This is a genomic window from Nesterenkonia maliinae (assembly GCF_051262655.1).
Taxonomy (GTDB): Bacteria; Actinomycetota; Actinomycetes; order Actinomycetales; family Micrococcaceae; genus Nesterenkonia.
Genome location: NZ_JBIMEY010000002.1, coordinates 438,907 through 461,848 on the forward strand (window position 1 = coordinate 438,907; position 22,942 = coordinate 461,848).

A 22,942-nucleotide genomic window follows, 5' to 3' on the forward strand; every position below is an offset into this window, starting at 1 on the left:
CGAGGGCGCACACCCCTCTATTGTCCCCATTGCGGACGCCTCGCGCCCACTTCGTGACGTGAGAGCCCACACACCGGACGCCACGGGGTGCTTCTAGTGCCTGTCCAGAGCGGCGTGGCATGATGCTGGCCATGGTCTTCTCCTGGATGGATTTCTCCCCGAGCTCACTGGCCTCCGCCGCACCGGGTGCCGCTGATGTCGCTCCCGATGAGGCACAGCCCACGGAGGATGTCGGCGACATCGTCGAGGAGAGCGTGCCTGAGGGGCTCGAAACCCTGATCGCCGAGCAGGGTCCGTTCTTCGGCATCATCACCGGACTGGTCATCGCAGTGGTGGTCGGGCTGGTGGTCACGGTGGTCTCATCGATGCTGCTCAAGCAGATCTTCCGGAACAACGATCGCGTGAAGCTTGCGGTGAACCGCACGCGGACCCCGCTGTTCATCACCCTGGTGCTGATCGGCTCCTGGTTCACGCTGAACATCCTGCTCAGCGCGGCCGAATGGTTCCAGCCGGTCTCCTTCGTGCTGCTGGTGGCGGTGGTGATCGGCATCGCCTGGTGGGCGCTGCGGATCGTCCGGATCGCCGAGGCCATGATCTACTCCAAATACATCGGATACGCCGACGGCGAGCTCGATGTCGATGATCGGCGCGGGCGCAGGCTGGCCACACAGGTCTCGCTGATCCGCCGGATCCTCACCGCAGTCATCATCACCCTCGCGGTGGCCGCGATCATGCTGATGATCCCGCAGGTCCGCGCGCTCGGCGCAGGCCTGCTGGCCTCTGCGGGCGTGGCCTCGGTGGTCGTCGGCCTGGCGATGCAGTCGGTGCTGACCAACGTGTTCGCCGGGATCCAGCTGGCCTTCACGGACTCGATCCGCGCCGGAGACGTCGTCGTGGTCGAGGGCGACTTCGGCTCGGTGGAGGACATCACGCTCACCGCGGTCGTCATCAAGTCCTGGGACGAGCGCCGCTTCATCTACCCCTCCAGCTACTTCGTGGCCACCCCCTTCGAGAACTGGACCCGGGTGGGCACGGAGATCCTGGGCACCGTGGAGCTCGACGTCGACTGGCGCGTCCCGATGGACCCGCTGCGTGCCCGGCTGAAGCGGCTGCTGGACTCCGCGTCCCTCTGGGACGGACGGGACTACTCGCTGCAGGTCACTGACGCCGTGGGCGGCATGATCAAGGTCCGCGTCGTGGTCTCCGCGCGGAACTCCGGGGAGCTCTGGGATCTGCGCTGCCTGGTCCGCGAGGATCTGGTGAACTACCTGCGCGCGGAGCATCCATATGCAGTGTTCACCCAGCGGATGCTGCTGACCAACGAGGAGGCCCTGGCGAAGTCCCCGGCGCCGGTCCGCACCGGGCAGGTCGGCGTCGTCGACTCCGAAGTCGATTCGCAGCCGGTGACGCAGGCGGGGGAGGGAGCCTCCATCTTCACCGGCTCCATCGCCGCGGTGCAGCGCAATCGTGAGTTCTCCGGCCCCGGCGCAGAGGCGTATCGCGAACGCCTGGAACGCCAGGAGGAGCGCCAGGACGGACATGAGGTCGACACCGACGGCACGGCCTACCCCGAGGATGTTGCGGCCACGCAGGCCGTGACTCGGCCGCAGCGGGATCCGAACCGCGACTCCCATGATCAGCGGCAGGTCTCAGCCGATCAGGATGCCGAGGAGACCTTCGGCGCCGCGGCCACGCGTCGTCCCGGGGAAGGGTCGCCACGTCCGACCTCACCGCGCCGCCCGCGCTGAGGTCGTGCAGATGCAGATGCAGATGCAGATGCAGATGCGGATGCCCGGTGAGCCGGTCTGGCCGCTCACTCCGTCGGAGGCTGGGACTTCCGCTTCGCGCTGCTCCTGGCCGGGATCTTGGCCCTGGCGGACATATAGGCGTCAACGGTGTTGATCGCATCGGTGGTGGGCTCCGCGGTGCCGTCGCCGGTGCCATACTCCGCACCGGCTGGGGGGCTGCCCTTGAGCTGAGCCCCGGTGTCGTCGCCGCGGTCGGGGGATTCAGTCCGCTTGTCCACGGCCCACTGGACCATCGAATCGGGCATGAAGCGCAGCCCGGCGGTGAGGATCTGATAGCTGCGCGCCGGCACGCAGGTGGAGGCGCCCTGGGCGTTGGCGGTCAGCGCCTGGCGGACGACGTCGTCGGCGTCCAACCACATCCAGCGCTTCGCAGACGTGATCCTGATGCCGGAGCGCTGGTGGAACTCGGTGCGGATCAGGCCGGGCACGAGCGCGGTGACCGTCACCCCGGAAGAGCGCAGCTGCGAATGCAGCCCCTTGGAGAAGTTGAGCACCCAGGACTTCGCCGCGGAGTAGGTCCCGGTGGGGGTGTAGCCGGCCACCGAGGCCACGTTGATGATCCGCCCACTTCGGCGACGCGTCATGGCTCGGGCCGCGGTGTGGGAGAGCTCCATGGTGGTCTGCACGTGCAGACGAAGCAGCTTGCGCTCATCGTCGAGGTCCGAGTCGATGAAGTCTGTGGCCAGACCATGTCCGGCGTTGTTCACCAGCAGGTGCACCGGATTGGTGCGATCGGCCAGTCGCTCCTGGACCGCCGCCACGCCGTCGTCGGTCACCAGATCTGCCACGATCACCGAGGTCTTCACCCCGTACTGCGAGGCCATGGACTCTGCCTGCATGCGCAGGCGCTGTCCATCGCGGGCGACCAGGACGAGGTCGGAGCCCTGTGCGGCCAGCTGGCGGGCGAACGCTGCGCCGAGGCCGGCGGTGGAACCAGTGATGACGGCCGTGTGGTTGCTCATGCTGGCTATCCTAGAGGTCAGACATGGGCGGCGCGGTCAGCTTCGCGCACGAGGCGCCCAGACTGGTCTCCACACCACACCACAGGAGGATCATTGCGCTGGAAGAGACGCGCTGCGTGGGGGCAGCGCCCCCTGGCGGCCGAAGAATGGGCGGTGCTGCATGCCGAGGTCTTCGCCGATGATCTGATCGCGGTGGACGACGCGGTCGAGGAGCTCACCGGGTTCATGGACCCCTTCCGTGCCGACATCGAAGAGGGTCCGCTGGTGGGAGTCACCGACGGTCAGCTCTCCGTGGCCAAGGGCGAGTTCCACGATCCGCGCGGCCGACGCGGGCTGAAGCTGAGCTTCTACGCCGCAGGGGTTGCCGGGGGCGCCGGAGCAGATGCCTTCGAGCGGCTGAACTCCGCGGCCTCGGCGCTGCTGGACCATCTCAACGCTGAAGGCATCACGCTGGAGTCGATCCGCTGGACCGAGGCGGATCACATCCCCCGGCCCTTCTAGGCTCAGCGCTCGCCGAGATGCTGAAGGTGCTCCAGCTGGGCGGCGGCGATCTTGGTGGTGATCCCGGCCGGCAGTCCGCTGCGCTCGCCGTAGATCAGCGCGCCCAGCGCCTCCGCGTCCAGCGTGTCCCCGTTGCTCTCGGCAGCGCGGAGAAGCGAGCGGACCTGGTCCAGACGCTCATGCCGGTGGCTGAGGTAGCGCTCGGCAGCGATGGCCACGCTGGGCTGAGCCGGTCCGTGGGCGGGAAGGAGCTCGGCCTGGGCGTGCTCGCTGAGCTTCCTGAGGCTGCCCAGATAGTCGGTGAGCGTCCCGTCGGGGTGATCGAGCATCGTGGTGCCCTCGCCCAGGATGGTGTCCCCGGTGAACATGGCCTGCTGGCTGGGTGGGGTCGCGCCGTGCTCTGGGGCCCCGTCGTCTCCAGCGCCGTGCAGCCAGAAGCAGACGGAGTCGGAGGTGTGCCCCGGGGTGTGCAGCACACGCAGCCGCAGGCCGCCGAGCTCGATGCTCTCCTCATCCCGCAGCGGATCCGCCGGCCGGCCCGAGGCCCCGATGCACTGTTCGGGACTGTGGCCGCGCACCGGCGCCGCGAAGGCCTCGCTGAAGCTCGCCGCCGCCCCCGTGTGGTCAGCATGACGATGTGTGACCAGGATCTGGGACACCCTGCGCGGGCCGACGACGGCGCGCACCTGCGCCAGGTGCTCGGGGTGATCCGCGGGGCCGGGGTCGATGATCACCACCGAGGGGGCCTGAGTCCCGCCGACGATGTAGGTGTTCGTCCCCTGCAGCGTCATCGGGGAAGGGTTCTCGCAGGTGACCCGCTGCACCGGACTGGGCTCAGACATGAGCTCAGCCTATCGAGCCGGCCGCGTAGGCTGAGCCCATGGCCCAGAACAGCGAATCCCAGAACAGCGAACCGCAGAAGACCGCAGGCACCGAGCATTCCACCAAGGGCGCCTATGTGACCGGTGGAGAGTTCACCCGCGACACCAACTACATCGAGGATCGCGTGGTCGCCGACCCGCAGGCGGCCAGGTCAGCGCCGCAGGAGGAGTCATCCTCGATCGGAGACCCGCGCATGGCGGGACTCACCGAGGATGGACAGGCCTGGCCGGTCGAGCCCGGCCGCTACCGGCTCGTGGCCGCCCGCGCCTGCCCCTGGGCGCACCGCTCGATCATCATCCGCCGCCTGCTGGGGCTCGAGGAGACCATCTCCCTGGGCACCCCCGGACCCACGCACGACGCACGCTCGTGGACCTTCGATCTGGACGAGGGCGGCGTGGACCCGGTGCTGGGCACCGAACGGCTGCAGCAGAACTACTTCGCCCGCTTCCCCGACTATCCGCGCGGCATCACCGTCCCGGCGCTGGTCGATGTCCCTTCCGGCGGGGTGGTCACCAACAACTACCCGCAGCTGACCCTCGACCTCTCCACCCAGTGGCGGGACCACCACCGCGACGGAGCGCCCGACCTGCTCCCGGAGGACAAGCTCGACGAGATGCTTCCGGTGATCAAGCGGATCTTCACCGAGGTCAACAACGGTGTCTACCGAGCAGGATTCGCCGGCTCCCAGAGCGCCTACCAGGACGCCTACGACCGGCTCTTCACCGCCATGGACTGGCTCGAGGACCGCCTCGCCGGCAGCCGCTACCTGATGGGGGAGCACATCACCGAGGCCGACGTGCGACTGTTCACCACCCTGGTCCGCTTCGACCCGGTGTACCACGGTCACTTCAAGTGCAACCGGAACAAGCTCACCGAGATGCCGAATCTCTGGGCCTACACCCGGGACCTGTTCCAGACCCCCGGCTTCGGGGACACGGTGGACTTCGACCAGATCAAGCGCCACTACTACGAGGTCCACGAGGACATCAACCCGACCCAGATCGTCCCCGCCGGACCGGACCTGGCGAACTGGCTCAGCGAGCACGGCCGCGAGTCGCTCGGCGGATCACCCTTCGGCGCCGGCACCGCGCCGGGCCCGGTGGCGACCGAAGAGCAGCCAGGCGGAGCCAACCCGCTCTACCGCTGATAGGTGGCGATCACCTGGGAGTCGTCGTGTCGCGCCAGGCCGGCGTCGGCGGCTTCCAGGTACTTCGCACGCGCAGCTTCGAGCAGCGGCGCCTCGAAGCCATGTGAGCTCGCAATCTCGCTCACCAGTGATGAGTCCTTCACAAAAATTCCCACTGCGCTCGCGACCTGGGCCTCGGGACCCTCGAGCATCCGCGGCCCGCGGTCGCTGAGCATGAAGGAGCCTGCGGCCCCCTCCGCCACGGCCTCGAGCACCTGGGTCGGATCGAGTCCAAGCTTCTCCGCCAGCGCGAGCGCCTCCGCGGCCGCGACGATGTGCACCGAGCACAGCAGCTGGTTGACCGCCTTGAAGGCCTGGCCGTCACCGATCTCGGTGCCGCACTCCACGATCGTGCCCATCGACTCCAGCAACGCGCGGTTCTCCTCCAATCCGGCGAAGTCGGCGGAGACGAAGAGCCGCAGCGCCCCCAGCGCGGCCCGCGCGATCCCGCCCGTCACGGGAGCGTCCACCAGCGTGATCCCGCGCTCTCGAGCGGGTTCCACGAGCGACTGCACCGCCTCGGGGCCTACGGTGCTCATCACGATCAGGCTCGCCCCCGGGCGCATCGCGCCGATCAGACCCGCTGACTCCTGAGCGTGGGGTTCTCCCTCCGGAGACCCCAGGGTGGCGCTGCGCAGCTGTTCCCCGGTGGCCACCATGACGATGACCGCATCTGCGACGCCCGCGGACGCCGCGGAGTCCTCGGCCCGCAGTCCCAACTCTTCAGCGGCCGCGCGCTGTGCGGCCGAGAAGTCGACGGCGGTCAGGTCGAATCCTGCGGCGGCCACCCGGGAGGCCATCGGCAGCCCGATGGCGCCGATGCCCACGAAGGTCACCTTCGGCATGGAAGAGTTCTCGGTCATCTGTGGTCCTCGTCTCGTGATGGGCTTCACATTCTCTTGATGCCATGTTAGCTTATGTGAACTTCACTGTGAATATTCACAGTGGAGTTCACGACTTCATCCGGCTGCACACGAGAGGGAGGGACTTCATGGCGCTGCGCATAGGAGTGCTGGCCGACGACTTCACCGGGGCCACCGACATCGCTGGCTTCCTGGTCGCCGCGGGCATGACCACGGTTCAGTTCACCAGCCCCGAAGATCTCCCCGAACACCTCGACGAACGGGTCGACGCCGCGGTGATCAGTCTGAAGACCCGCTCCATCCCGTCGGATGAGGCCGTGGCGCAGACCCTGAAGGGGCTGACCGCCCTCGCCTCCCACGGTGCCGAGCAGATCATCTTCAAGTACTGCTCCACCTTCGACAGCACCTCCGAGGGCAACATCGGCCCGGTCACCGACGCCCTGCTGGACGCGATGGGGGAGGAGTTCACCGTGCTCGCCCCCGCACTGCCGGTCAACGGCCGCACCGTCTACCAGGGACACCTCTTCGTGCACGACCAGCCGCTGGACGAATCCGGGATGCGCGATCACCCGGTCACCCCGATGACCGACTCCAGCCTGGTCCGACTCATGCAGGCGCAGGCGCAGGGCCGCGCCGTCGTCATTCCATACGCCACCGTGGAGGCCGGACCCCAGGCCGTGCGGCAGGCGCTCACGGAGGCCCGGGCTTCCGGCGCGCGCTACGCCGTGCCCGACACCGTGGAGATGCGCCACCTCGAGACCCTGGGCGAGGCGCTCACCGAGCTGCCGCTGATCACCGGTGGATCCGGCATCGGCTACGGACTGGCCCGCGCCGTGACCCGGGCACATGCGGCGACCGAGCCTGAGGGCGGAGATTCACCCTCCGTCGCCGCAGACTGGACCTTCACCCCGGGGCCCGCCGTGGTGCTCTCCGGCTCCAGCTCCCAGATGACCAACGCCCAGGTGCGCGCCTACCGCAGCCATGCCGCCGCTCTCGCCCTGGACATCGGCGCCGTGCTGGCTGAAGCGGACGCCTACTGTGCCGAGATCCTCGGCTGGGTCGCACGTGAGCAGCGTCCCGACGCGATGGCGCCGCTGGTCTACGCCACGGCCTCGCCCGAGGAGGTGCGTGCCGCCCAGCAGCAGCACGGCGCCCAGGAGCTCTCTGCGGCGATCGAGGACTTCTTCTCCCGGCTGGCACGCGCCCTGCGCGATCACGGCACCCGACGCTTCATCGTCGCCGGCGGAGAGACCTCGGGGGCGGTCACCCAGGGACTTCGCGTGCGCGGCTTCGAGGTCGGACCCCAGATCGCACCGGGCGTGCCATGGACCCGGACCCTGCCCGATGCGCACCTGCAGGGCGCCGATCCGGAGGGCACCAGCGAGGAGGTTCTCGATCTCGCGCTGAAGTCCGGGAACTTCGGGGACGAGGACTTCTTCAGCGCGGCCCAGCAGCTCGCCTCCCGACGACCTGCGACCGAGCAGTCCCAGACCCAGGACGGAGCCAGCGCCTGATGCCACAGTTCGCCGCCAACCTCACCCTGATGTTCACCGAGCACCCCTTCCTGGACCGCTTCGCCGCCGCCGCCGAGGCCGGCTTCCGTGCCGTGGAGTACCTCTTCCCCTACGAGCACTCCGCCGAGGACGTCGCCGCGGCGCTCAACGCTGCGGGCCTGACCCAGGCGCTGTTCAACGCCCCGGCAGGGGACTGGGCCGCCGGCGAGCGCGGCATCGCCTCGCTGCCGGGACGCGACGAGGAGTTCAGTGCAGGCCTGACCAACGCGATGGACTACGCCGGCGCGCTGGCATGTCGGCAGCTGCATGTCATGGCAGGCATCCCCGGCACGGACGCGCACGCCCGAAGCCGCTACATCACCCGGCTGCGGGAGGCCGCAGAGGTCGCCGGGGAGGCTGGCGTTCGCGTGCTGGTCGAACCGATCAACCCGGTGGACATGCCCGGCTACTTCGTCGACAGCGTGCGCGCCGGCGTGGAGCTGATCGAAGAGATCGACCACCCCAACATCAGGCTCCAGCTGGACCTGTATCACGCGCAGATCACCGACGGGGACCTGACCCGGCTGATCCGACGCGTCGCTCCGCTGACCGCTCACATCCAGATCGCCTCGGTGCCGCATCGCAACGAACCAGACTCCGGCGAGCTGAACCACCCCTATCTCTTCGACCTGCTCGACGCCAGCGGCTACACCGGCTGGATCGGCTGCGAGTACCGACCCGCGGCCGCCACGCCGGAGGGGCTCGGCTGGTTCGCCCCCTACCGCGCCGCTCAGACCGGCACCGCGCAGCCCGGGTTCACCCAGCCCCGCGCCGGGCAGAGCGCCCCCGAGCAGGCCGGGGCATGATCCCGGACGAGCGCCGGCGTCGACTTCTCCACATGGTCGAGGACCAGGGCGCGGTGAGCATCGCCGCGCTCACCGAGGTCCTGGGCGTCTCGCACATGACGATCCGCCGGGACATCAAGATGCTCGAGGATGCCGGTCGGCTGGTCTCGGTCAGCGGGGGAGTCACCATGCCCTCGCGGATCCAGCTCGACGCGACCCACCAGGCGAAGCTCGGCATCCGGCCCACGGAGAAGGACGCCATCGCCGCCCGCGCGGCAGATCTGGTCTCACCGGGGGATCTGGTCTACCTCGACGCAGGCACCACCATGCTCTCGCTGGCCCGCACCCTCGTCGCCCGCGCCGGCACCGAGGGCCTGGACGTCGTGACCAACGATCTCGTGGTCGCCGCGGCAGTGGGCGAGCACGCGCAGGCGCGGGTCCACGTGCTGGGCGGCCGGCTGGACTCCGGCAACATGTCCACCGACGGTCCGCTGACCGCCGCCGAGCTGGGCGAGTTCAACATCGACCTGGCGTTCGTCTCGGCCTCCAGCTTCGACCTGCGCGGCCTCTCGGTGCCCAGCCAGGCCAAGGTCATCGTCAAGCGCGCCATCATCGAGAACTCCCGACGTGCCTATCTGACCACCGACAGCTCGAAGTACGGGCGCGTGGCCGCCTTCAAGGCCATCTCCTTCGAAGCCTTCGAAGGCATCATCACCGACCCCTCCCTCCCCGAGCCTGCCCGCGAGCGCGCCGCAGAGCTCGGCGTGGACCTGATCACGGCAACCGCCGACGCCCGAAAGGACACCACTGACTCATGAACATCGTCGTCACCGGAGGTGCCGGCTTCCTCGGCAGCCGGGTCATCACCGAACTGCTCGCCGCGGCCGACGCCGGGAAGCTTCCACATCCGCTCACCACGGTCATCTCGCTGGATCTCAGCCCTGCGACGGTCGATGATCCCCGCGTGGTCTCGCACACCGGAGACCTCGCCGACCCGGCCTTGCTGGACCGTGTCATCGACGCAGACACCGCCGGGATCTACCACCTGGCAGCCGTGCTCTCCGGGGGCTCGGCCGAGGATTTCGACCTCGCCCACCGGGTCAACGTCGACGCGACGCACCAGCTGCTGGAAGCCGCCCGCCGGCTCGAGTCACGGCCCACCTTCATCTTCACCAGCTCGCTGGCAGTCTTCGGCGGCGACATGCCCGACGTGGTCCCGGGCAACCTCGCCGCCCAGCCCGAGTCCACCTATGGCGCGTTCAAGGCCATCGGTGAACTGATGGTCAACGAGTACTCCCGCAAGGGGTGGGTGGACGCACGGATCGCGCGGCTGCCCACCATCTCGGTGCGCCCGGGCAGACCCAACTCCGCCGCCTCCTCCTTCGCCAGCGGCATCATCCGCGAGCCGCTGCAGGGAACCCCTGCAGTGTGCCCGGTACCGCTGGACACCCGGATGTGGCTGTCCTCTCCCAACACCGCCGTGGCCAACCTGGTCCATGCCTATCTGGTGCCCGCCGAGAGGCTCCCCTCCTGGCGGGTGCTCGACATCCCCGGGGTCAGCGTCACCGTGGGCGAGATGCTCCTGGCCCTGGAGACCGTCGGCGGCGCGGAGGCCCGCGCCCTGGTCAGCGAGGTCCCCGACCAGGCGGTCATGGAGATCGTCTGCTCCTGGCCCGGCGCCTTCGACGTCGAGCGGACCCTGGAGCTGGGATTCGCCCCAGATGACAGCTTCGAATCAGCAGTGCGGCAGTTCCACGCGGAATTCATCGCCTGACCAGATTCCTGGAATGACCGGTCTTCTCGCCCGACCCGCAGTCCGGCGGCGCTGGGCCAGCAGAACTCAATGACGTGTCAAGGAGGACACCATGACTGAAACGATGGGCTCTTCGGAGCTTGCGGCCATCATCGGCCTGGCGGCGGCGGTGGCGCTGCTGATCTTCTTCGTGCTCAGGACGAAGATCCACGCGGTGCTGGCGCTGATCATCGCCGCGTCCATCGCCGGCCTCGCGGCGGGCATGGCCCCGGACGAGGTGATCGAATCCATCACCACCGGCTTCGGCTCCACCCTGGCCACGATCGGTCTGGTCATCGGCCTGGGCGTGATGATGGGTCGGATCCTCGAGGTCTCCGGCGCCGCCGAGAAGCTCGCCTACACTCTGATCCGCTGGCTCGGGAAGAAGAAGGAGGAGTGGGCGCTCGCGGGTGCCGGCTTCATCATCTCCATCCCGATCTTCGTGGACAGCGCCTACGTGATCCTCTCGCCGCTGGTGAAGTCGCTCAGCCGCACCACCGGACGCTCGGTCCTGACGCTGGGCATCTCCCTGGCCGGCGGTCTGATCCTGACCCACCACGCCGTGCCGCCCACCCCCGGTCCGCTCGGCGCCGCCGGGATCTTCGGTGTCAGCATCGGGGAGATGATCCTCTGGGGCATCGTCCTGACCCTGCCGGCGCTGTTCCTGATCGTGCTCTACGCGAAGATCATGGGACCGCGCATCGAGGCGATGATCGAGGCCGACACCGGCGAGGCGCTGACCCCCACCGAGGCCTTCGACGAGTTCCAGACCCGCGCCGAGGAGCGCGAGAAGGAGCTTCCCTCACTGTTCCTCGCGATCCTGCCCATCCTGCTGCCGATCGTGCTGATCTTCCTGAACACCATCTCCGCCTTCATCGCCGACGCCGGGATCCTAGAGATCCCCGCAACGCTCGTCTCCATCGCGGCCTTCATCGGGAACCCGGTGATCGCGCTGCTGGCCGGCGTGCTGGTCGCCATCTACGGCCTGACCCGCAAGCAGAGTCGGCAGGGAACCCTGGACGACATGGAGCAGGGAGTCCAGGCCGCCGGCATCATCCTGCTGGTCACCGGCGCCGGCGGCGCGCTCGGCGCGGTCCTGCGCGACAGCGGCACCGGTGACTCCATCGGCGCCTGGGTCGCAGGGCTGCCGCTTCCCACGATCATGATCCCGTTCCTCATCGCCACCGTGGTGCGCATCATCCAGGGCTCAGGCACCGTCGCGATCATCACCGCCGCCTCGATCTCTGCGCCTATCCTGGCTCAGGTGCCCGATGTGAACATGGTGCTCGCGGCCCAGGCCGCAGCGCTGGGCTCGCTGTTCTTCGGCTACTTCAACGACAGCTTCTTCTGGGTGGTCAACCGGATGCTGGGCGTGAAGAACGCCAAGCACCAGATGCTGGTCTGGTCTATCCCGACGACCATCGCCTGGGCCACCACCCTGGTCACTCTGCTGATCGCCAGCGCGATCTTCTAGGGTCTCCCCGAGAAGCCGACCCCCGAGACGCCGGCCCGCAGAGAGGCTGCACGCATGCGCTGCGCACCTCGCGCAGCCCGACCCGGCATCCGCCGAGAAGAGGACACCACGATGACAGCACCCGATGTGAACGAGAACGCGCTGCGGGAGAGCCTCGTGGCCCTGGGGGCGAGCCTGTTCGCGCGCGGCTTCTCCGTGGGCAGCGCAGGAAACATCAGCGTCCGCAGCGGGGACGGGTTCCTCATGACGCCCACGAACTCCTCGCTGGGACGGCTTGACCCGCAGGCCCTCTCTGAGCTCGACGCGCAGTGGGTGCACACCGCGGGCCCCAAGCCCTCCAAAGAGGTGGTGATGCACCAGGCGATGTATCAGGCCCGGCCCCAGGCCGCCGCCGTCGTGCACCTGCACTCCACCTATGTGACGGCGATCAGCTGCCTCGACGAGGAACAGCCGATTCCGCCGCTGACCCCGTACTTCATCATGCGGCTGGGTCGAGACGTTCCCACCGTGCCCTATTACAAGCCCGGGTCCCCGGCGGTCCTGGACGACATCGTTGCGGCAGGGCAGCGTGGTCCGGCGGTGATCCTTGCGAACCACGGCTCGATCGTGGCCGGAAGCTCGTTGGAGGACGCGGTCAACGCCGCCGAGGAGCTCGAGGTCTCGGCCCAGCTGGCCTTCCTGCTCGAGGGGCGGGCCACCCGCCCGCTCAACCAGGAGCAGATCCAGGACCTGCTGGGCTGAGTCCACTGTGGCGCCCCGGTCTTGGCCGAAGAGCTCGCGTCACACCAGATGGGGGTCGAGGACGCCCGGGTTCAGTCCTGGCCTGCCCACCGGTAGGGTTGCTCCAGAGAGTACGCCAGCCGCATGCGAACGGGAGGGCTCAATGTCCGCATCAGATCAACTCGACGGTCCTTTTCAGAAACGCTTCGTCGCCCTGGGGGACTCGTTCACCGAGGGTGTGGCGGACATCGATCCGTCCAGCCCCAACGGGGTGCGCGGCTGGGCCGACCGGGTCGCCGGCCAGCTGATCTCCAACGACTCCTCCTGGGGCTACGCAAACCTCGCGGTGCGCGGCAAGAAGCTCGAGCAGGTCCTCGACGAGCAGCTCGACCCCGCGATCGGGCTGGGCCCCACCTTGGTGACCGTCTACGCCGGCGGCAACGACATCCTGCGTCCCACCGTCAACATCGATGCGCTCATGGAGCGCTACCGCTGGGGAGTGGAGAAGCTTCTGGCCAGCGGGGCGCGCGTGGTGCTGTTCACCGGCTTCGACTCCGGCCAGGCGCCGCTGTTCAAGGCCACCCGCGGACGCACCGCCATCTACAACGAGCACGTGCGCAAGATCGCCGCCGACCTTGACCTCGGCCTGGTCGACTTCTGGCACATGCGTGAGTTCCAGGACTGGCGCTACTGGGACGAGGACCGGATGCACCTGGGGATCGCCGGGCACATGCTCATGGCCAAGGAGGTGCTCAAGGTCCTCGGTGAGAAGGACGAGATCGAGGACCCCGAGATCGACAGCGCGCCGGCGGCCTCTTTGCCTGAGCGCCTGATCAGCGAGCTGACCTGGACCAAGGACTACCTCTACCCGTGGGTCCGGCGGCGGGTCACGCGCACCTCCTCGGGCGATGACATCTCCCCGAAGTACCCGCAGCTGACCTCCCGCGTCTGGTAGCCGGTGGGGCGGCGCGACCGCTCCACCCCACCGGCTCAGGCGCCGGGCCTGCCCGTGTCTACGCGACGACGGCGGCCACGGACTCCGACCACAGCGTCAGTGCCCGGTCCACCTCGGACTCCGAGACCACCAGCGCCGGGATGAAGCGGACCACCTCGCCCCAGGATCCGCAGATCAGCAGCAGCAGGCCCCGACGGGCCGCCTCCTGCTGGACCGCGGTGGCGGTGGCGGGGTCCGGTGCGCCGTCGGCGTCGCGGAACTCGTTGCCCACCATCAGGCCCAGGCCGCGGACCTCGGCGATGCGCGCCGCCTTCGCCCGGGTGTTCGTCTCGACGGCGATCTGCCGCAGCCCCGCGCGCAGCTGCTCGCCCCGCTCGGCGCTGTTGTGAACCAGCTGCTCCTGGGCGATCACCTCCAGCGTCGCCACCGCGGCCGCGCAGGCCACCGCATTGGCGCCGTAGGTTCCGCCCTGGGAGCCGGGCCAGGCCTTGCCCATCAGCTCGGCGGAGGCTGCGATCCCGGAGATCGGGAAGCCCGAGGCGATGCCCTTGGCGAACATCATGATGTCGGGCAGCCGCGGGGAGTCCGCAGAGACGAAGTGGTCGTGTCCCCAGAACTTCCCGGTCCGGCCGAAGCCGGTCTGGACCTCGTCGATGATCACCAGGATCCCGTGCCGATCGGCGCGCTCGCGCAGTCCCGCGAAGAAGCGTTCGTTGCCCGGCACGTAGCCGCCCTCGCCGAGCACCGGCTCCACCAGGAACGCCGCGGTGTCCGCCGGGTTGGACTGGGTCTGCAGCAGCAGGTCCAGCTCCTTGAGCGCGAAGTCGGTCGCCTGCTCGGCATCCCAGCCGTACTCGCGGTAGTGGCTCGGGTTCGGGAACGGCGCGACGACGACGCCTGACATCAACGGGCTGAACCCTGCCCGGAACTTGGTGCCGGAGGTGGTCATCGAGGCCGCCGCCACGGTGCGGCCGTGGAAGCCGCCCTGGAAGACCACGATGTTCGGCCGTCCGGTGGCCTGGCGGGCCAGACGCAGCGCGGCCTCGGCGGCTTCGGAGCCGGAGTTGGAGAAGAACACCGAGTCCAGGCCCGCGGGCAGCACGTCGGAGAGCCGCTCGGTCAGTGTAAGCAGCGGCTGGTGCATGATCGTGGTGTATTGGCCGTGGATCAGGCTTCCCACCTGCGCCTGAGCGGCGGCGACCACATGCGGATGGCAGTGCCCGGTGCTGGTGACCCCGATGCCGGCGGTGAAGTCCAGATGCGCCTGGCCCGCCTCGTCGTAGAGCCACACGCCCTCACCCCGGGTCGCCACCACGGGAGTCGCCTGCTTCAACTGGGGAGACAGCGTCGCCATCAAGAACACCTTTCGGATTGTTGACAATCTTCTTGGTCTCCAGGCTAGCCGTCATCGCCGCACATGGCCAGACTGGCGCGCGCACCACGCGCGAGAGGCCAGCGACGCGGACCGCGCCATCGGCGTAGGCTGGCCCGGGAAGGCCCACGTCACGCCCGTCGCACCCTCTCAAGGAGGACCCATGGCAGAGCAGACCATCACCGCAGAGCGCGAATCCAGCCTGATCGAGGCGGTTCCCAAGCGGCTCTTCATCAACGGCGAGTGGGTGGACGCCGAAGGCGGCGCCACCCTGGAGGTCCTCGACCCCTCCACCGGCAGGCTGCTCTGCACCGTGGCCGACGCCTCGGAGCAGGACGGCTGGAATGCCCTGAAGGCCGCCGAAGCCGCACAGCCCGGGCTCGCCGCGATGGCGCCGCGGGAGCGCGCGAACATCCTGATGCGCGCCTTCGAGCTGATGCACGAGCGCAAGGACGACCTCGCCCTGCTGATGACCCTGGAGATGGGCAAGCCGCTGAGCGACTCCTACGGCGAGGTCACCTACGCCGCCGAGTTCTTCCGGCACTTCGCCGAAGAGGCCACCCGGATCAGTGGCAGCTACCAGACCGCGCCCGCCGGCGGCGCGCGCTTCCTGGTGGCCAAGCAGCCGGTGGGACCCACCATCCTGATCACCCCCTGGAACTTCCCGCTGGCCATGGGCACCCGCAAGCTGGGCCCGGCGATCGCCGCCGGCTGCACCTCGGTGCTCAAGCCCGCCGAGCTCACCCCGCTCTCGATGCTCGCCCTCGCCGACATCCTGCACGAGGCCGGACTCCCCGCCGGGGCGGTGAACATCCTGGTCACCTCCACCGCAGGCAAGGTGATGGAGCCGCTGATCCGCTCCGGCATCGCCCGCAAGCTCTCCTTCACCGGCTCCACCGGGGTCGGCCGCAAGCTGCTGGAGCAGGCCTCCGAGCGCGTGCTGCGGACCTCCATGGAGCTCGGCGGCAACGCCGGATTCGTGGTCTTCGAGGACGCCGACGTCGACGCCGCCGTGGCCGGAGCGCTGCTGGCCAAGATGCGCAACACCGGCGAGGCCTGCACCGCCGCCAACCGAATCTTCGTCCACCGCAGCGTGATCGATGAGTTCGCCTCCAAGCTCGCCGCCGAGATGGACAAGCTCCCCCTCGGCCGCGGTGTGGAGGACGGCGTGCGCGTCGGGCCGCTGGTCGACGCCAAGCAGCTGGACAAGGTCGACGCCCTGGTCACCGACGCGGTCGAGGGCGGCGCCAAGGTCCTGATCGGCGGGACCCCGGTGGACCGCGACGGCTACTTCTACCCGCCCACCGTGCTCACCGACATCCCTTCCGGAGCCCGGATGCGTCAGGAAGAGATCTTCGGACCCGTCGCCCCGCTGACCCCCTTCGACACCGAGGAGGAGGTCATCTCCTGGATCAACGACACCGAATACGGCCTGGTCAACTACGTCTACACGGAGAGCCTGCGCCGCGGCATCCGCGTCGCCGAGGCCGTGGAGTCCGGCATGGTGGGCCTGAACCAGGGTGCCGTGTCCAACCCCGCCGCCCCCTTCGGCGGCATCAAGGAGTCGGGACTGGGTCGCGAGGGCGGTGACACCGGCATCGAGGAGTTCCTCGAGACCAAGTACATCGGCATCGCCATGTGAGCTGAGTCCAGCTGCCGTCTCCGCGCCGAAGCGCCTGACGGGAATGGAATCTCACGGGGCGTGGTTGGACCGGGAGTAGAAAGTTGAGTCGACTGCACTCAAGTCAGTTTGACACCACGTCGAGCGAGTACAAGACTTGAGTGCAGTTCGCTCAACACCGCTCTCGAAAGGAGACCGCATGTCCCGCTCAGTAGGTATCGACCTCGGAACCACCAACTCGGTCGTCACAGTCCTCGAAGGTGGCGAGCCCACCGTCATCGCCAACGCCGAGGGTGCGCGCACCACCCCCTCGGTCGTCGGCTTCTCCAAGTCCGGCGAGGTCCTCGTCGGCGAAGTGGCACGCCGCCAGGCAGTGTCGAACCCCGACCGCACCATCGCTTCGGTCAAGCGCCACATGGGCACCACCTGGTCCACCGAGATCGACGGCAAGAAGTACACCGCCCAGGAGATCTCCGCCCGCACCCTGATGAAGCTCAAGCACGACGCCGAGTCCTACCTGGGCGAGGACGTCACCGAAGCCGTCATCACCGTGCCGGCCTACTTCAACGACGCCGAGCGCCAGGCCACCAAGGAGGCCGGCGAGATCGCCGGCCTGAAGGTCTCCCGCATCGTCAACGAGCCCACCGCCGCAGCCCTGGCCTACGGCCTGGACAAGGGCAAGGAGGACGAGCTCATCCTGGTCTTCGACCTGGGCGGCGGCACCTTCGACGTCTCCCTGCTCGAGGTCGGCAAGGACGAGGACGACTTCTCCACCATCCAGGTCCGCTCCACCTCCGGTGACAACCGCCTCGGCGGCGACGACTGGGACCAGCGGATCATGGATTGGCTGGTCGCGCAGGTCAAGGCCAAGGAGGGAGTCGATCTCTCCAAGGACAAGATCGCCGTGCCGCGTCTGAAGGAAGAGGCCGAGCGCGCCAAGAAGGAGCTCTCCTCCACCTCCAGCGCCAACATCAACATCCCCTACGCCACCCAGAACGACGGCGTCCCGGTGCACGTCAACGAGACCCTGTCCCGGGCGAAGTTCGAGGACATGACCTCGGACCTGCTGGACCGCACCAAGAAGCCCTTCAACGACGTCATCAAGGAGGCCGGGGTCAAGATCGCTGAGATCGACCACGTGATCCTCGTCGGCGGCTCCACTCGTATGCCCGCCGTGGCCGAGCTGGTCAAGCAGCTCGCCGGCAAGGACGCCAACAAGGGCGTCAACCCGGACGAGGTCGTCGCCGTCGGCGCAGCCCTGCAGGCCGGCGTGCTCGCCGGTGAGCGCAAGGACGTGCTGCTCATCGACGTCACCCCGCTGTCCCTGGGCATCGAGACCAAGGGCGGAGTGATGACCAAGCTGATCGAGCGCAACACGGCCATCCCGTCGAAGCGCTCTGAGGTCTTCTCCACCGCCGAGGACAACCAGCCCTCCGTGGCGGTCCAGGTCTTCCAGGGTGAGCGCGAGTTCACCCGGGACAACAAGGCTCTGGGCACCTTCGAGCTGACCGGCATCGCGCCGGCGCCCCGCGGCGTCCCGCAGGTCGAGGTCACCTTCGACATCGACGCCAACGGCATCGTCCACGTCTCCGCCAAGGACAAGGGCACCGGCACCGAGCAGTCGATGACCATCACCGGCGGCACCTCGCTGGAGAAGGAAGACATCGAGCGCATGGTCGCCGACGCCGAGGCTCACGCCGAGGAGGACAAGGTCCGTCGCGAGGCAGCCGAGAAGCGCAACGCCGCCGAGTCGACCGCCTACTCGGTGGACAAGCTGCTCAAGGACAACGGCGACAAGCTGCCCGAGGAGGTCAAGACCGAGGTCCAGGCCGACGTCGACGAGCTCAAGAAGGCACTCGAGGGCGAGGACAACGCCGACGAGGTCAACGCCGCGTACGAGAAGCTGCAGGCCTCCCAGGTCAAGATCGGGGAGGCGCTCTACTCGCAGGCACCCGACGGCGCTGACAACGGCACCGGCGAGCCCGCGCAGAACGAGGACGAGGACATCGTCGACGCAGAAGTCGTCGACGAAGAGGACGAAGCCGAGAAGAAGAAGTAGGGGGTCTGACACATGGCAGATCACAAGAACCCTGAGGTTCCCAACGCCGAGGATCCCGACGAGCAGGATCCCGTGCAGGATCCGTTGGCCCAGGCCGAACAGATCCTGCAGGACCTCCCCGAGGAGGACCCGCAGGACATCGAGGCACTCGGCGGCGAGGGCCGGCAGGAGAGCTCCGGCGAGACCGGGGACCCGGTCACCGCGGCCGAGACGGCCGGCACGACGTCGGAGGATGTCGACCCCCGCGTGGCCGAGGAGCCCGAGCTCACTGAGGTCTCTGCGGAGGACGACTTCGCCGGTGGTGTGGAGACCGAGCCGGAAGAGCGGATCCAGGCAGCCGACGAGTTCCTCCGTGGCACGGAGGAGGAGGCGATCGCCGAGGCAGCCATGGAGATGGATCCGGAGGCGGTCCTGGCCGAGGACAGCATCCGCGAGGAGGCCCCTGCCCAGGACGGTCTCCGCGAGGCTGAGCTGCAGGCCGACCTCCAGCGGCTCCAGGCGGAGTACATCAACTACCGCCGCCGGGTGGAGCGCGATCGGGCGACCGAGCGCGACCGGACCAAGGGTCAGCTCATCACCGAGCTGATGCCGGTCCTGGACGACATCTCCTCAGCCCGCCAGGCCGGAGATCTCCAGGACGGTCCGTTCGCGCACATCGCGACCCGACTGGAGTCGGTGCTGCAGAGCCAGGGCCTCGAGGTGCTGGGCGAGATCGGGGAAGCCTTCGATCCCAACCAGCACGAGGCCATCATGGCTCAGCCCCACGATGAGATCCCCGCCGACCACGTGGCCATCGTGCTGCGTGCCGGCTATCGCCACGGTGACCGCCTGCTTCGGGCGGCCCAGGTGATGGTCTCCTCAGGGCCCGAGCAGAGCTGAACCTAGAGCAGCAGAAAGGAGGGAGGCGCCATGGCCTCACAGGACTGGATCGATAAAGATTTCTACGCCATCCTCGGCGTCTCCCGCGATGCCTCTGAGGAGGACGTCAAGAAGGCGTACCGAAAGCTTGCCCGGAAGCACCATCCCGATAAGAACCCCGGTGATGAAGCGGCCGAGCAGAAGTTCAAGGACGTCGCTGAGGCCCACTCCGTGCTGGCTGACAAAGAGCAGCGCGAACAGTACGACGCCGTCCGCGCCATGGGCTCGGGCGCCCGATTCTCGGGCGGCCCGGGCCCCGGCGGGGGAGGCGGCTTCGAAGATCTCTTCGGAAACCTCTTCAACGGGGGGTCCGGCGGCGGGCGCGGCGGATTCGGCCGCGGCGGCGCCAACGGCCCCGACCTCTCGGACCTCTTCGGAGGAGCCGGCGGGTTCGGCGGCTCCGGCCGGTTCGGCGGGGGCGGGGCCCCCGCGAAGGGCGCCGACCGCACCGCGCGGACCACGATCTCCTTCGGCGGAGCCATCCGTGGCACCACCGTCGGGCTGCGTGAGCCGGACGGCGGCGTCATCGACGTCCGGATCCCCGCGGGGATCCGCACCGGCCAGAAGGTGCGTGTGAAGGGCAAGGGCCAGCGCGGCTCTGGCGGCGCCGGTGACCTCCTGGTCGAGGTGGCCGTCTCGGCTCACAGATTCTTCGAGCGCGAGGGCGATGACATCCGCATCCACCTGCCCATCGCCTTCGACGAGGCCGCGCTGGGCACCGCCGTGCAGGTCCCGACGGTGCACGGCGAGAAGGTCAACATCAAGATTCCCGCCGGGGTGACCTCCGGACGCGTGCTGCGGCTCAAGGGTCACGGCGTGCGCCGCAAGGAGAAGGGTCGTGAGGTCGCCGGCGACATGCTCGTCACGGTTCAGGTCCAGGTCCCCAAGGAACTCTCCGCCGAAGCGGTGGAGGCCGTGAAGGCCTATGCGGAGGCGACCAAGGGGCTTGATCCCCGGAAAGGCCTCGAGGCGAAGGCGGTGCTGTGATGGTGGACCCTCGGATGCGTGACCCACGGATTCTGGACTCCCGGATGCTCGAGCCCGAACACCGGCATGCACCGATGTTCGTGATCTCGGTGGCCGCCGAGCTCGCCGACATGCACCCCCAGACGCTGCGTCAGTATGACCGGATCGGTCTGGTCACCCCGCGGCGCCAGGGCGGACGCCACCGGCGCTACTCCCCCTATAACATCGAGCAGCTCCGCCAGATCCAGCAGTTCTCCCATGAAGGAGTCTCACTCGAAGGCATCCGACGGATCCTCGAGCTGCAGAACCGGGTCGAGGTGCTGGAGGAGACCGTCGAGGCGCTGCGCCACGAGCTGCGCGAATCAGAGCGGCACTCCACCAAGCCGCGCTTCTTCGCCGTGGGTCCGCACGGAGACGTGGTCACGGTGGCCCGCGGCCGTCGCGCCCGGGCGAACAGCCAGGCGCTGGTCCTCTGGGAGCCCACCCCACGCCGTCGCTGACCTGCGGCTGCTTCGATCGGACCGGGTCTTCACCCGCGAGTCCTGCCCGCGACGCGCCCGGGCGGCCGCGATACTGAGCCCATGTCTGTCTCCTCAGGTCCCCGGCTGATCGTTCCCAGTGCCGTGGGGGTCGCAGCACTGATGCTGCTCACCAGCTGCGGCGCCGATCCTGCCGAGTCCGTGGACGAAGCCGCGGGCGCCGTGGCCGAGGCGATCTCCAGCGGGGACTTCTCCGCGCTGAGCTTCTCCTCCGGGGATCCCGAGACCATGGCCGCGGCCGTGGAGAACCTCCATGCACCCTTCGAGGAGATCGATCCTGAGGTGAGCGCCGGAGAGGCGGTGCTCGATGTGCCGCCCGATGACTCTCCTCGCCCGGTGACCGCCACGGTCCCGCTGCAGCACAGCTGGGAGCTCGAGGACCTCGGCATCGACGGTGAGGCCTGGACCTACGAGACCTCCGCCGAGCTCGTCTATGACCAGGAGACCGAGGTCTGGGCGCTCGCGGCGGAGCCTGCGATCATCATGCCCGACTACACCGGTGACGAGACGGTCAGCCTGGTCACCACCCGCGCCGACCGCGGGCGGATCATGGACGATGACGGACGGGCCATGGTCTACAACCGCGACGTCGTCCGGCTGGGCATCGACAAGTCGGAGCTCGCCCAGGACGGGGAGCCCGCGGACGAGGACACCCTGCGCTCCTCCGCCGAGGCCCTCGCCGAGCTGGTGGAGATTCCGGTGGCCCCCTACGTCGAGAGCGTGCTGGGCGGCGGTGACCTGGCCTTCGTCGAAGCCATCACGCTGCGCAGCTCCGAGGGCGATGTCACCGCCACCGACGTCGAGGCGATCTCCGGGGCCATCGCCATCGATGACCAGATGTCCTTGGCAGACTCTCGGGACTTCGCCCCGCTGCTGCTGGGCCGCGTGGGACCGGTGACCGCCGAGGCCCTGGAGGAGGATCCGAGCCTGAGCGTCGGCGACACCATCGGGACCTCCGGCATCCAGGCCTCCTACGAGGACACCCTGCGCGGCACCCCTGGCATGGCGATCCAGATGAACGGCGAGACCCTCTACTCGGTGGAGCCGCAGGACGGCGGAGACGTCGAGACCACGATGGTGCCCCGGCTGCAGGACCTTGCCCAGGGCATCGTGGACGACCAGGACACCATCGGCGCCGTCGTCGCCATCCGGCCCTCCGACGGCGGCATCCTCGCCGCCGCCAGCCACGTCCCCGACGGGAGCTTCGTGGAGATCGCCACCCAGTCCACCTACGCGCCGGGCTCCACCTTCAAGGTGGTCTCCTCCCTGGCCATGCTGCGCGACGGTCTCACCCCCGACACCGATGTGACCTGCTCGGACCGGACCACCGTGCACGGACAGTCCTTCGAGAACTACAGCAGCTTCCCCTCGGAGTACCTCGGCGAGGTCCCGTTCCGCGATGCCGTGGCCGTCTCCTGCAACACCGTCTTCGCCGACGCCTACGACGACGTCAGCTCCGAAGAGGTCCACGAGGCGGCGGTCGACCTCGGCATCACCGAGGAGACGAACCTCGGGGTGCCCGCCCGGATGGGCTCCGTGCCGCAGGACTCCGAGCTGAACCTGCATGCCGCGAACCTCTTCGGCCAGGGCGTGGTGGAGTCCTCCACGCTGGGCATGGCCACGGTCACCGCCTCGATCGCCGCCGGGAGCACGGTCCACCCCCACCTGGTCGTGCCGGGGGAGGACGTGGAGACCCCGGAGAGCGGGATCACTGAGGATGAGGCCGAGGACCTGCGCACGCTGATGACCGACACCGTGAACTTCGGCTCGCTGGAGTCCCTCGTGGACGTCCCGGGCGAGCCGATCTATGCCAAGACCGGCACCGCCGAGGTCGGCGACGGGGATGACTCCTACGCCCACACCTGGGTCATCGCGATGCAGGGTGACCTCGCGGTCGCGATCTTCCTGGAGGAGGGCGAGTTCGGCGGCTCCACCAACGGGCCGCTGCTGCAGGAGTTCCTCGAGGGGGCCTCCGCTATCCTGTAG

The 22,942-nt window shown here is 68.7% G+C and carries 20 protein-coding genes; 16 read left to right on the forward strand and 4 right to left on the reverse strand.

Annotation, left to right across the window (positions count from 1 at the left end; genetic code table 11):
• The first annotated feature begins 119 nt into the window (after positions 1-119).
• Complete coding sequence (locus ACHAA4_RS06500) at positions 120-1,748, forward strand: mechanosensitive ion channel family protein (RefSeq protein ID WP_435773375.1); 1,629 nt, start codon at positions 120-122, stop codon at positions 1,746-1,748.
• Positions 1,749-1,813: 65 nt separating this feature from the next.
• Here ACHAA4_RS06500 and ACHAA4_RS06505 read toward each other — a convergent pair whose 3' ends face one another.
• Entirely contained in the window at positions 1,814-2,770 is a 957-nt protein-coding gene (locus ACHAA4_RS06505; protein WP_435773376.1) for an SDR family NAD(P)-dependent oxidoreductase, read from the reverse strand.
• A 93-nt stretch (positions 2,771-2,863) separates the two neighbouring features.
• On the opposite strand from ACHAA4_RS06505, the gene ACHAA4_RS06510 reads away from it, so the two are divergent.
• Positions 2,864-3,271 (forward strand): hypothetical protein, encoded by a 408-nt coding sequence (locus ACHAA4_RS06510; RefSeq protein ID WP_435773377.1) that lies wholly within the window; start codon positions 2,864-2,866, stop codon positions 3,269-3,271.
• A gap of 2 nt (positions 3,272-3,273) precedes the next feature.
• On the opposite strand, the gene ACHAA4_RS06515 is transcribed toward ACHAA4_RS06510, so the two are convergent.
• On the reverse strand, positions 3,274-4,113 hold the full coding sequence (locus ACHAA4_RS06515) for an MBL fold metallo-hydrolase (RefSeq protein ID WP_435773378.1): 840 nt from the start codon (positions 4,111-4,113) through the stop codon (positions 3,274-3,276).
• 38 nt (positions 4,114-4,151) lie between these two features.
• Here ACHAA4_RS06515 and ACHAA4_RS06520 point away from each other — a divergent pair, with 38 nt between their 5' ends.
• A complete protein-coding gene (locus ACHAA4_RS06520; protein WP_435773379.1) occupies positions 4,152-5,300 on the forward strand; it encodes a glutathione S-transferase family protein in 1,149 nt (382 codons plus the stop codon).
• Here the strand turns inward: ACHAA4_RS06520 and ACHAA4_RS06525 are convergent.
• Positions 5,291-6,202, reverse strand: a complete 912-nt coding sequence (locus tag ACHAA4_RS06525) for an NAD(P)-dependent oxidoreductase (RefSeq protein WP_435773380.1) — start codon at positions 6,200-6,202, stop codon at positions 5,291-5,293. The genes ACHAA4_RS06520 and ACHAA4_RS06525 overlap by 10 nt on opposite strands.
• Positions 6,203-6,330: 128 nt before the next feature.
• On the opposite strand from ACHAA4_RS06525, the gene otnK reads away from it, so the two are divergent.
• The 7 genes from otnK (at position 6,331) to ACHAA4_RS06560 (ending at position 13,481) form a co-directional block, all read left to right on the forward strand.
• Positions 6,331-7,716 carry a 3-oxo-tetronate kinase gene (gene otnK, locus ACHAA4_RS06530; protein ID WP_435773381.1) on the forward strand — a complete coding sequence of 462 codons (1,386 nt, stop codon included), beginning with the start codon at positions 6,331-6,333 and terminating at the stop codon, positions 7,714-7,716.
• The gene (gene otnI / locus ACHAA4_RS06535) at positions 7,716-8,561 is read left to right on the forward strand and encodes a 2-oxo-tetronate isomerase (protein WP_435773382.1); all 846 of its coding nucleotides are present in this window, start codon (positions 7,716-7,718) and stop codon (positions 8,559-8,561) included. Before otnK ends, otnI begins: the two co-directional genes overlap by 1 nt.
• Positions 8,558-9,358 carry a DeoR/GlpR family DNA-binding transcription regulator gene (locus ACHAA4_RS06540; protein WP_435773383.1) on the forward strand — a complete coding sequence of 267 codons (801 nt, stop codon included), beginning with the start codon at positions 8,558-8,560 and terminating at the stop codon, positions 9,356-9,358. The genes otnI and ACHAA4_RS06540 overlap by 4 nt, the downstream gene beginning before the upstream one ends.
• Positions 9,355-10,314, forward strand: coding sequence for a D-erythronate dehydrogenase (gene denD, locus ACHAA4_RS06545; protein ID WP_435773384.1), 960 nt, complete (start codon positions 9,355-9,357; stop codon positions 10,312-10,314). The genes ACHAA4_RS06540 and denD overlap by 4 nt, the downstream gene beginning before the upstream one ends.
• Before the next feature lie 91 nt (positions 10,315-10,405).
• Positions 10,406-11,806, forward strand: coding sequence for a GntP family permease (locus tag ACHAA4_RS06550; RefSeq protein WP_435773385.1), 1,401 nt, complete (start codon positions 10,406-10,408; stop codon positions 11,804-11,806).
• 111 nt (positions 11,807-11,917) lie between these two features.
• Positions 11,918-12,547 (forward strand): 3-oxo-tetronate 4-phosphate decarboxylase, encoded by a 630-nt coding sequence (gene otnC / locus ACHAA4_RS06555; RefSeq protein ID WP_435773386.1) that lies wholly within the window; start codon positions 11,918-11,920, stop codon positions 12,545-12,547.
• Between the two features lie 142 nt (positions 12,548-12,689).
• Positions 12,690-13,481 (forward strand): SGNH/GDSL hydrolase family protein, encoded by a 792-nt coding sequence (locus ACHAA4_RS06560; RefSeq protein WP_435773387.1) that lies wholly within the window; start codon positions 12,690-12,692, stop codon positions 13,479-13,481.
• Positions 13,482-13,539: 58 nt separating this feature from the next.
• Here ACHAA4_RS06560 and ACHAA4_RS06565 read toward each other — a convergent pair whose 3' ends face one another.
• Positions 13,540-14,835: an aspartate aminotransferase family protein gene (locus tag ACHAA4_RS06565; protein ID WP_435773388.1), complete on the reverse strand. Its 1,296-nt coding sequence runs from the start codon at positions 14,833-14,835 to the stop codon at positions 13,540-13,542.
• A 181-nt stretch (positions 14,836-15,016) separates the two neighbouring features.
• Between ACHAA4_RS06565 and ACHAA4_RS06570 the strand changes: the two genes are divergently transcribed.
• The 6 genes from ACHAA4_RS06570 to ACHAA4_RS06595 all read left to right on the forward strand — a co-directional run bounded on the left by ACHAA4_RS06570 (position 15,017) and on the right by ACHAA4_RS06595 (position 22,942).
• Positions 15,017-16,495 (forward strand): NAD-dependent succinate-semialdehyde dehydrogenase, encoded by a 1,479-nt coding sequence (locus ACHAA4_RS06570; protein WP_435773389.1) that lies wholly within the window; start codon positions 15,017-15,019, stop codon positions 16,493-16,495.
• A gap of 178 nt (positions 16,496-16,673) precedes the next feature.
• Positions 16,674-18,533: a molecular chaperone DnaK gene (gene dnaK, locus ACHAA4_RS06575; RefSeq protein ID WP_435773390.1), complete on the forward strand. Its 1,860-nt coding sequence runs from the start codon at positions 16,674-16,676 to the stop codon at positions 18,531-18,533.
• A gap of 12 nt (positions 18,534-18,545) precedes the next feature.
• A complete protein-coding gene (locus ACHAA4_RS06580; protein WP_435773391.1) occupies positions 18,546-19,412 on the forward strand; it encodes a nucleotide exchange factor GrpE in 867 nt (288 codons plus the stop codon).
• A 30-nt stretch (positions 19,413-19,442) separates the two neighbouring features.
• On the forward strand, positions 19,443-20,438 hold the full coding sequence (locus ACHAA4_RS06585) for a DnaJ C-terminal domain-containing protein (protein ID WP_435773392.1): 996 nt from the start codon (positions 19,443-19,445) through the stop codon (positions 20,436-20,438).
• 14 nt (positions 20,439-20,452) lie between these two features.
• The gene (locus ACHAA4_RS06590; protein ID WP_435773393.1) at positions 20,453-20,917 is read left to right on the forward strand and encodes a heat shock protein transcriptional repressor HspR; all 465 of its coding nucleotides are present in this window, start codon (positions 20,453-20,455) and stop codon (positions 20,915-20,917) included.
• Positions 20,918-20,998: 81 nt separating this feature from the next.
• Positions 20,999-22,942, forward strand: a complete 1,944-nt coding sequence (locus tag ACHAA4_RS06595; RefSeq protein ID WP_435773394.1) for a penicillin-binding transpeptidase domain-containing protein — start codon at positions 20,999-21,001, stop codon at positions 22,940-22,942.

Bases quoted from the DNA above. Each gene is read 5' to 3' on its own strand.
- ACHAA4_RS06500 (WP_435773375.1), top strand. From the start codon at position 120: ATGATGCTGGCCATGGTCTTCTCCTGGATGGATTTCTCCCCGAGCTCA.
- ACHAA4_RS06505 (WP_435773376.1), bottom strand. From the start codon at position 2,770: ATGAGCAACCACACGGCCGTCATCACTGGTTCCACCGCCGGCCTCGGC.
- ACHAA4_RS06515 (WP_435773378.1), bottom strand. From the start codon at position 4,113: ATGTCTGAGCCCAGTCCGGTGCAGCGGGTCACCTGCGAGAACCCTTCC.
- ACHAA4_RS06520 (WP_435773379.1), top strand. From the start codon at position 4,152: ATGGCCCAGAACAGCGAATCCCAGAACAGCGAACCGCAGAAGACCGCA.
- ACHAA4_RS06525 (WP_435773380.1), bottom strand. From the start codon at position 6,202: ATGACCGAGAACTCTTCCATGCCGAAGGTGACCTTCGTGGGCATCGGC.
- otnK (WP_435773381.1), top strand. From the start codon at position 6,331: ATGGCGCTGCGCATAGGAGTGCTGGCCGACGACTTCACCGGGGCCACC.
- otnI (WP_435773382.1), top strand. From the start codon at position 7,716: ATGCCACAGTTCGCCGCCAACCTCACCCTGATGTTCACCGAGCACCCC.
- ACHAA4_RS06540 (WP_435773383.1), top strand. From the start codon at position 8,558: ATGATCCCGGACGAGCGCCGGCGTCGACTTCTCCACATGGTCGAGGAC.
- denD (WP_435773384.1), top strand. From the start codon at position 9,355: ATGAACATCGTCGTCACCGGAGGTGCCGGCTTCCTCGGCAGCCGGGTC.
- ACHAA4_RS06550 (WP_435773385.1), top strand. From the start codon at position 10,406: ATGACTGAAACGATGGGCTCTTCGGAGCTTGCGGCCATCATCGGCCTG.
- otnC (WP_435773386.1), top strand. From the start codon at position 11,918: ATGACAGCACCCGATGTGAACGAGAACGCGCTGCGGGAGAGCCTCGTG.
- ACHAA4_RS06560 (WP_435773387.1), top strand. From the start codon at position 12,690: ATGTCCGCATCAGATCAACTCGACGGTCCTTTTCAGAAACGCTTCGTC.
- ACHAA4_RS06565 (WP_435773388.1), bottom strand. From the start codon at position 14,835: ATGGCGACGCTGTCTCCCCAGTTGAAGCAGGCGACTCCCGTGGTGGCG.
- ACHAA4_RS06570 (WP_435773389.1), top strand. From the start codon at position 15,017: ATGGCAGAGCAGACCATCACCGCAGAGCGCGAATCCAGCCTGATCGAG.
- dnaK (WP_435773390.1), top strand. From the start codon at position 16,674: ATGTCCCGCTCAGTAGGTATCGACCTCGGAACCACCAACTCGGTCGTC.
- ACHAA4_RS06580 (WP_435773391.1), top strand. From the start codon at position 18,546: ATGGCAGATCACAAGAACCCTGAGGTTCCCAACGCCGAGGATCCCGAC.
- ACHAA4_RS06585 (WP_435773392.1), top strand. From the start codon at position 19,443: ATGGCCTCACAGGACTGGATCGATAAAGATTTCTACGCCATCCTCGGC.
- ACHAA4_RS06590 (WP_435773393.1), top strand. From the start codon at position 20,453: ATGCGTGACCCACGGATTCTGGACTCCCGGATGCTCGAGCCCGAACAC.
- ACHAA4_RS06595 (WP_435773394.1), top strand. From the start codon at position 20,999: ATGTCTGTCTCCTCAGGTCCCCGGCTGATCGTTCCCAGTGCCGTGGGG.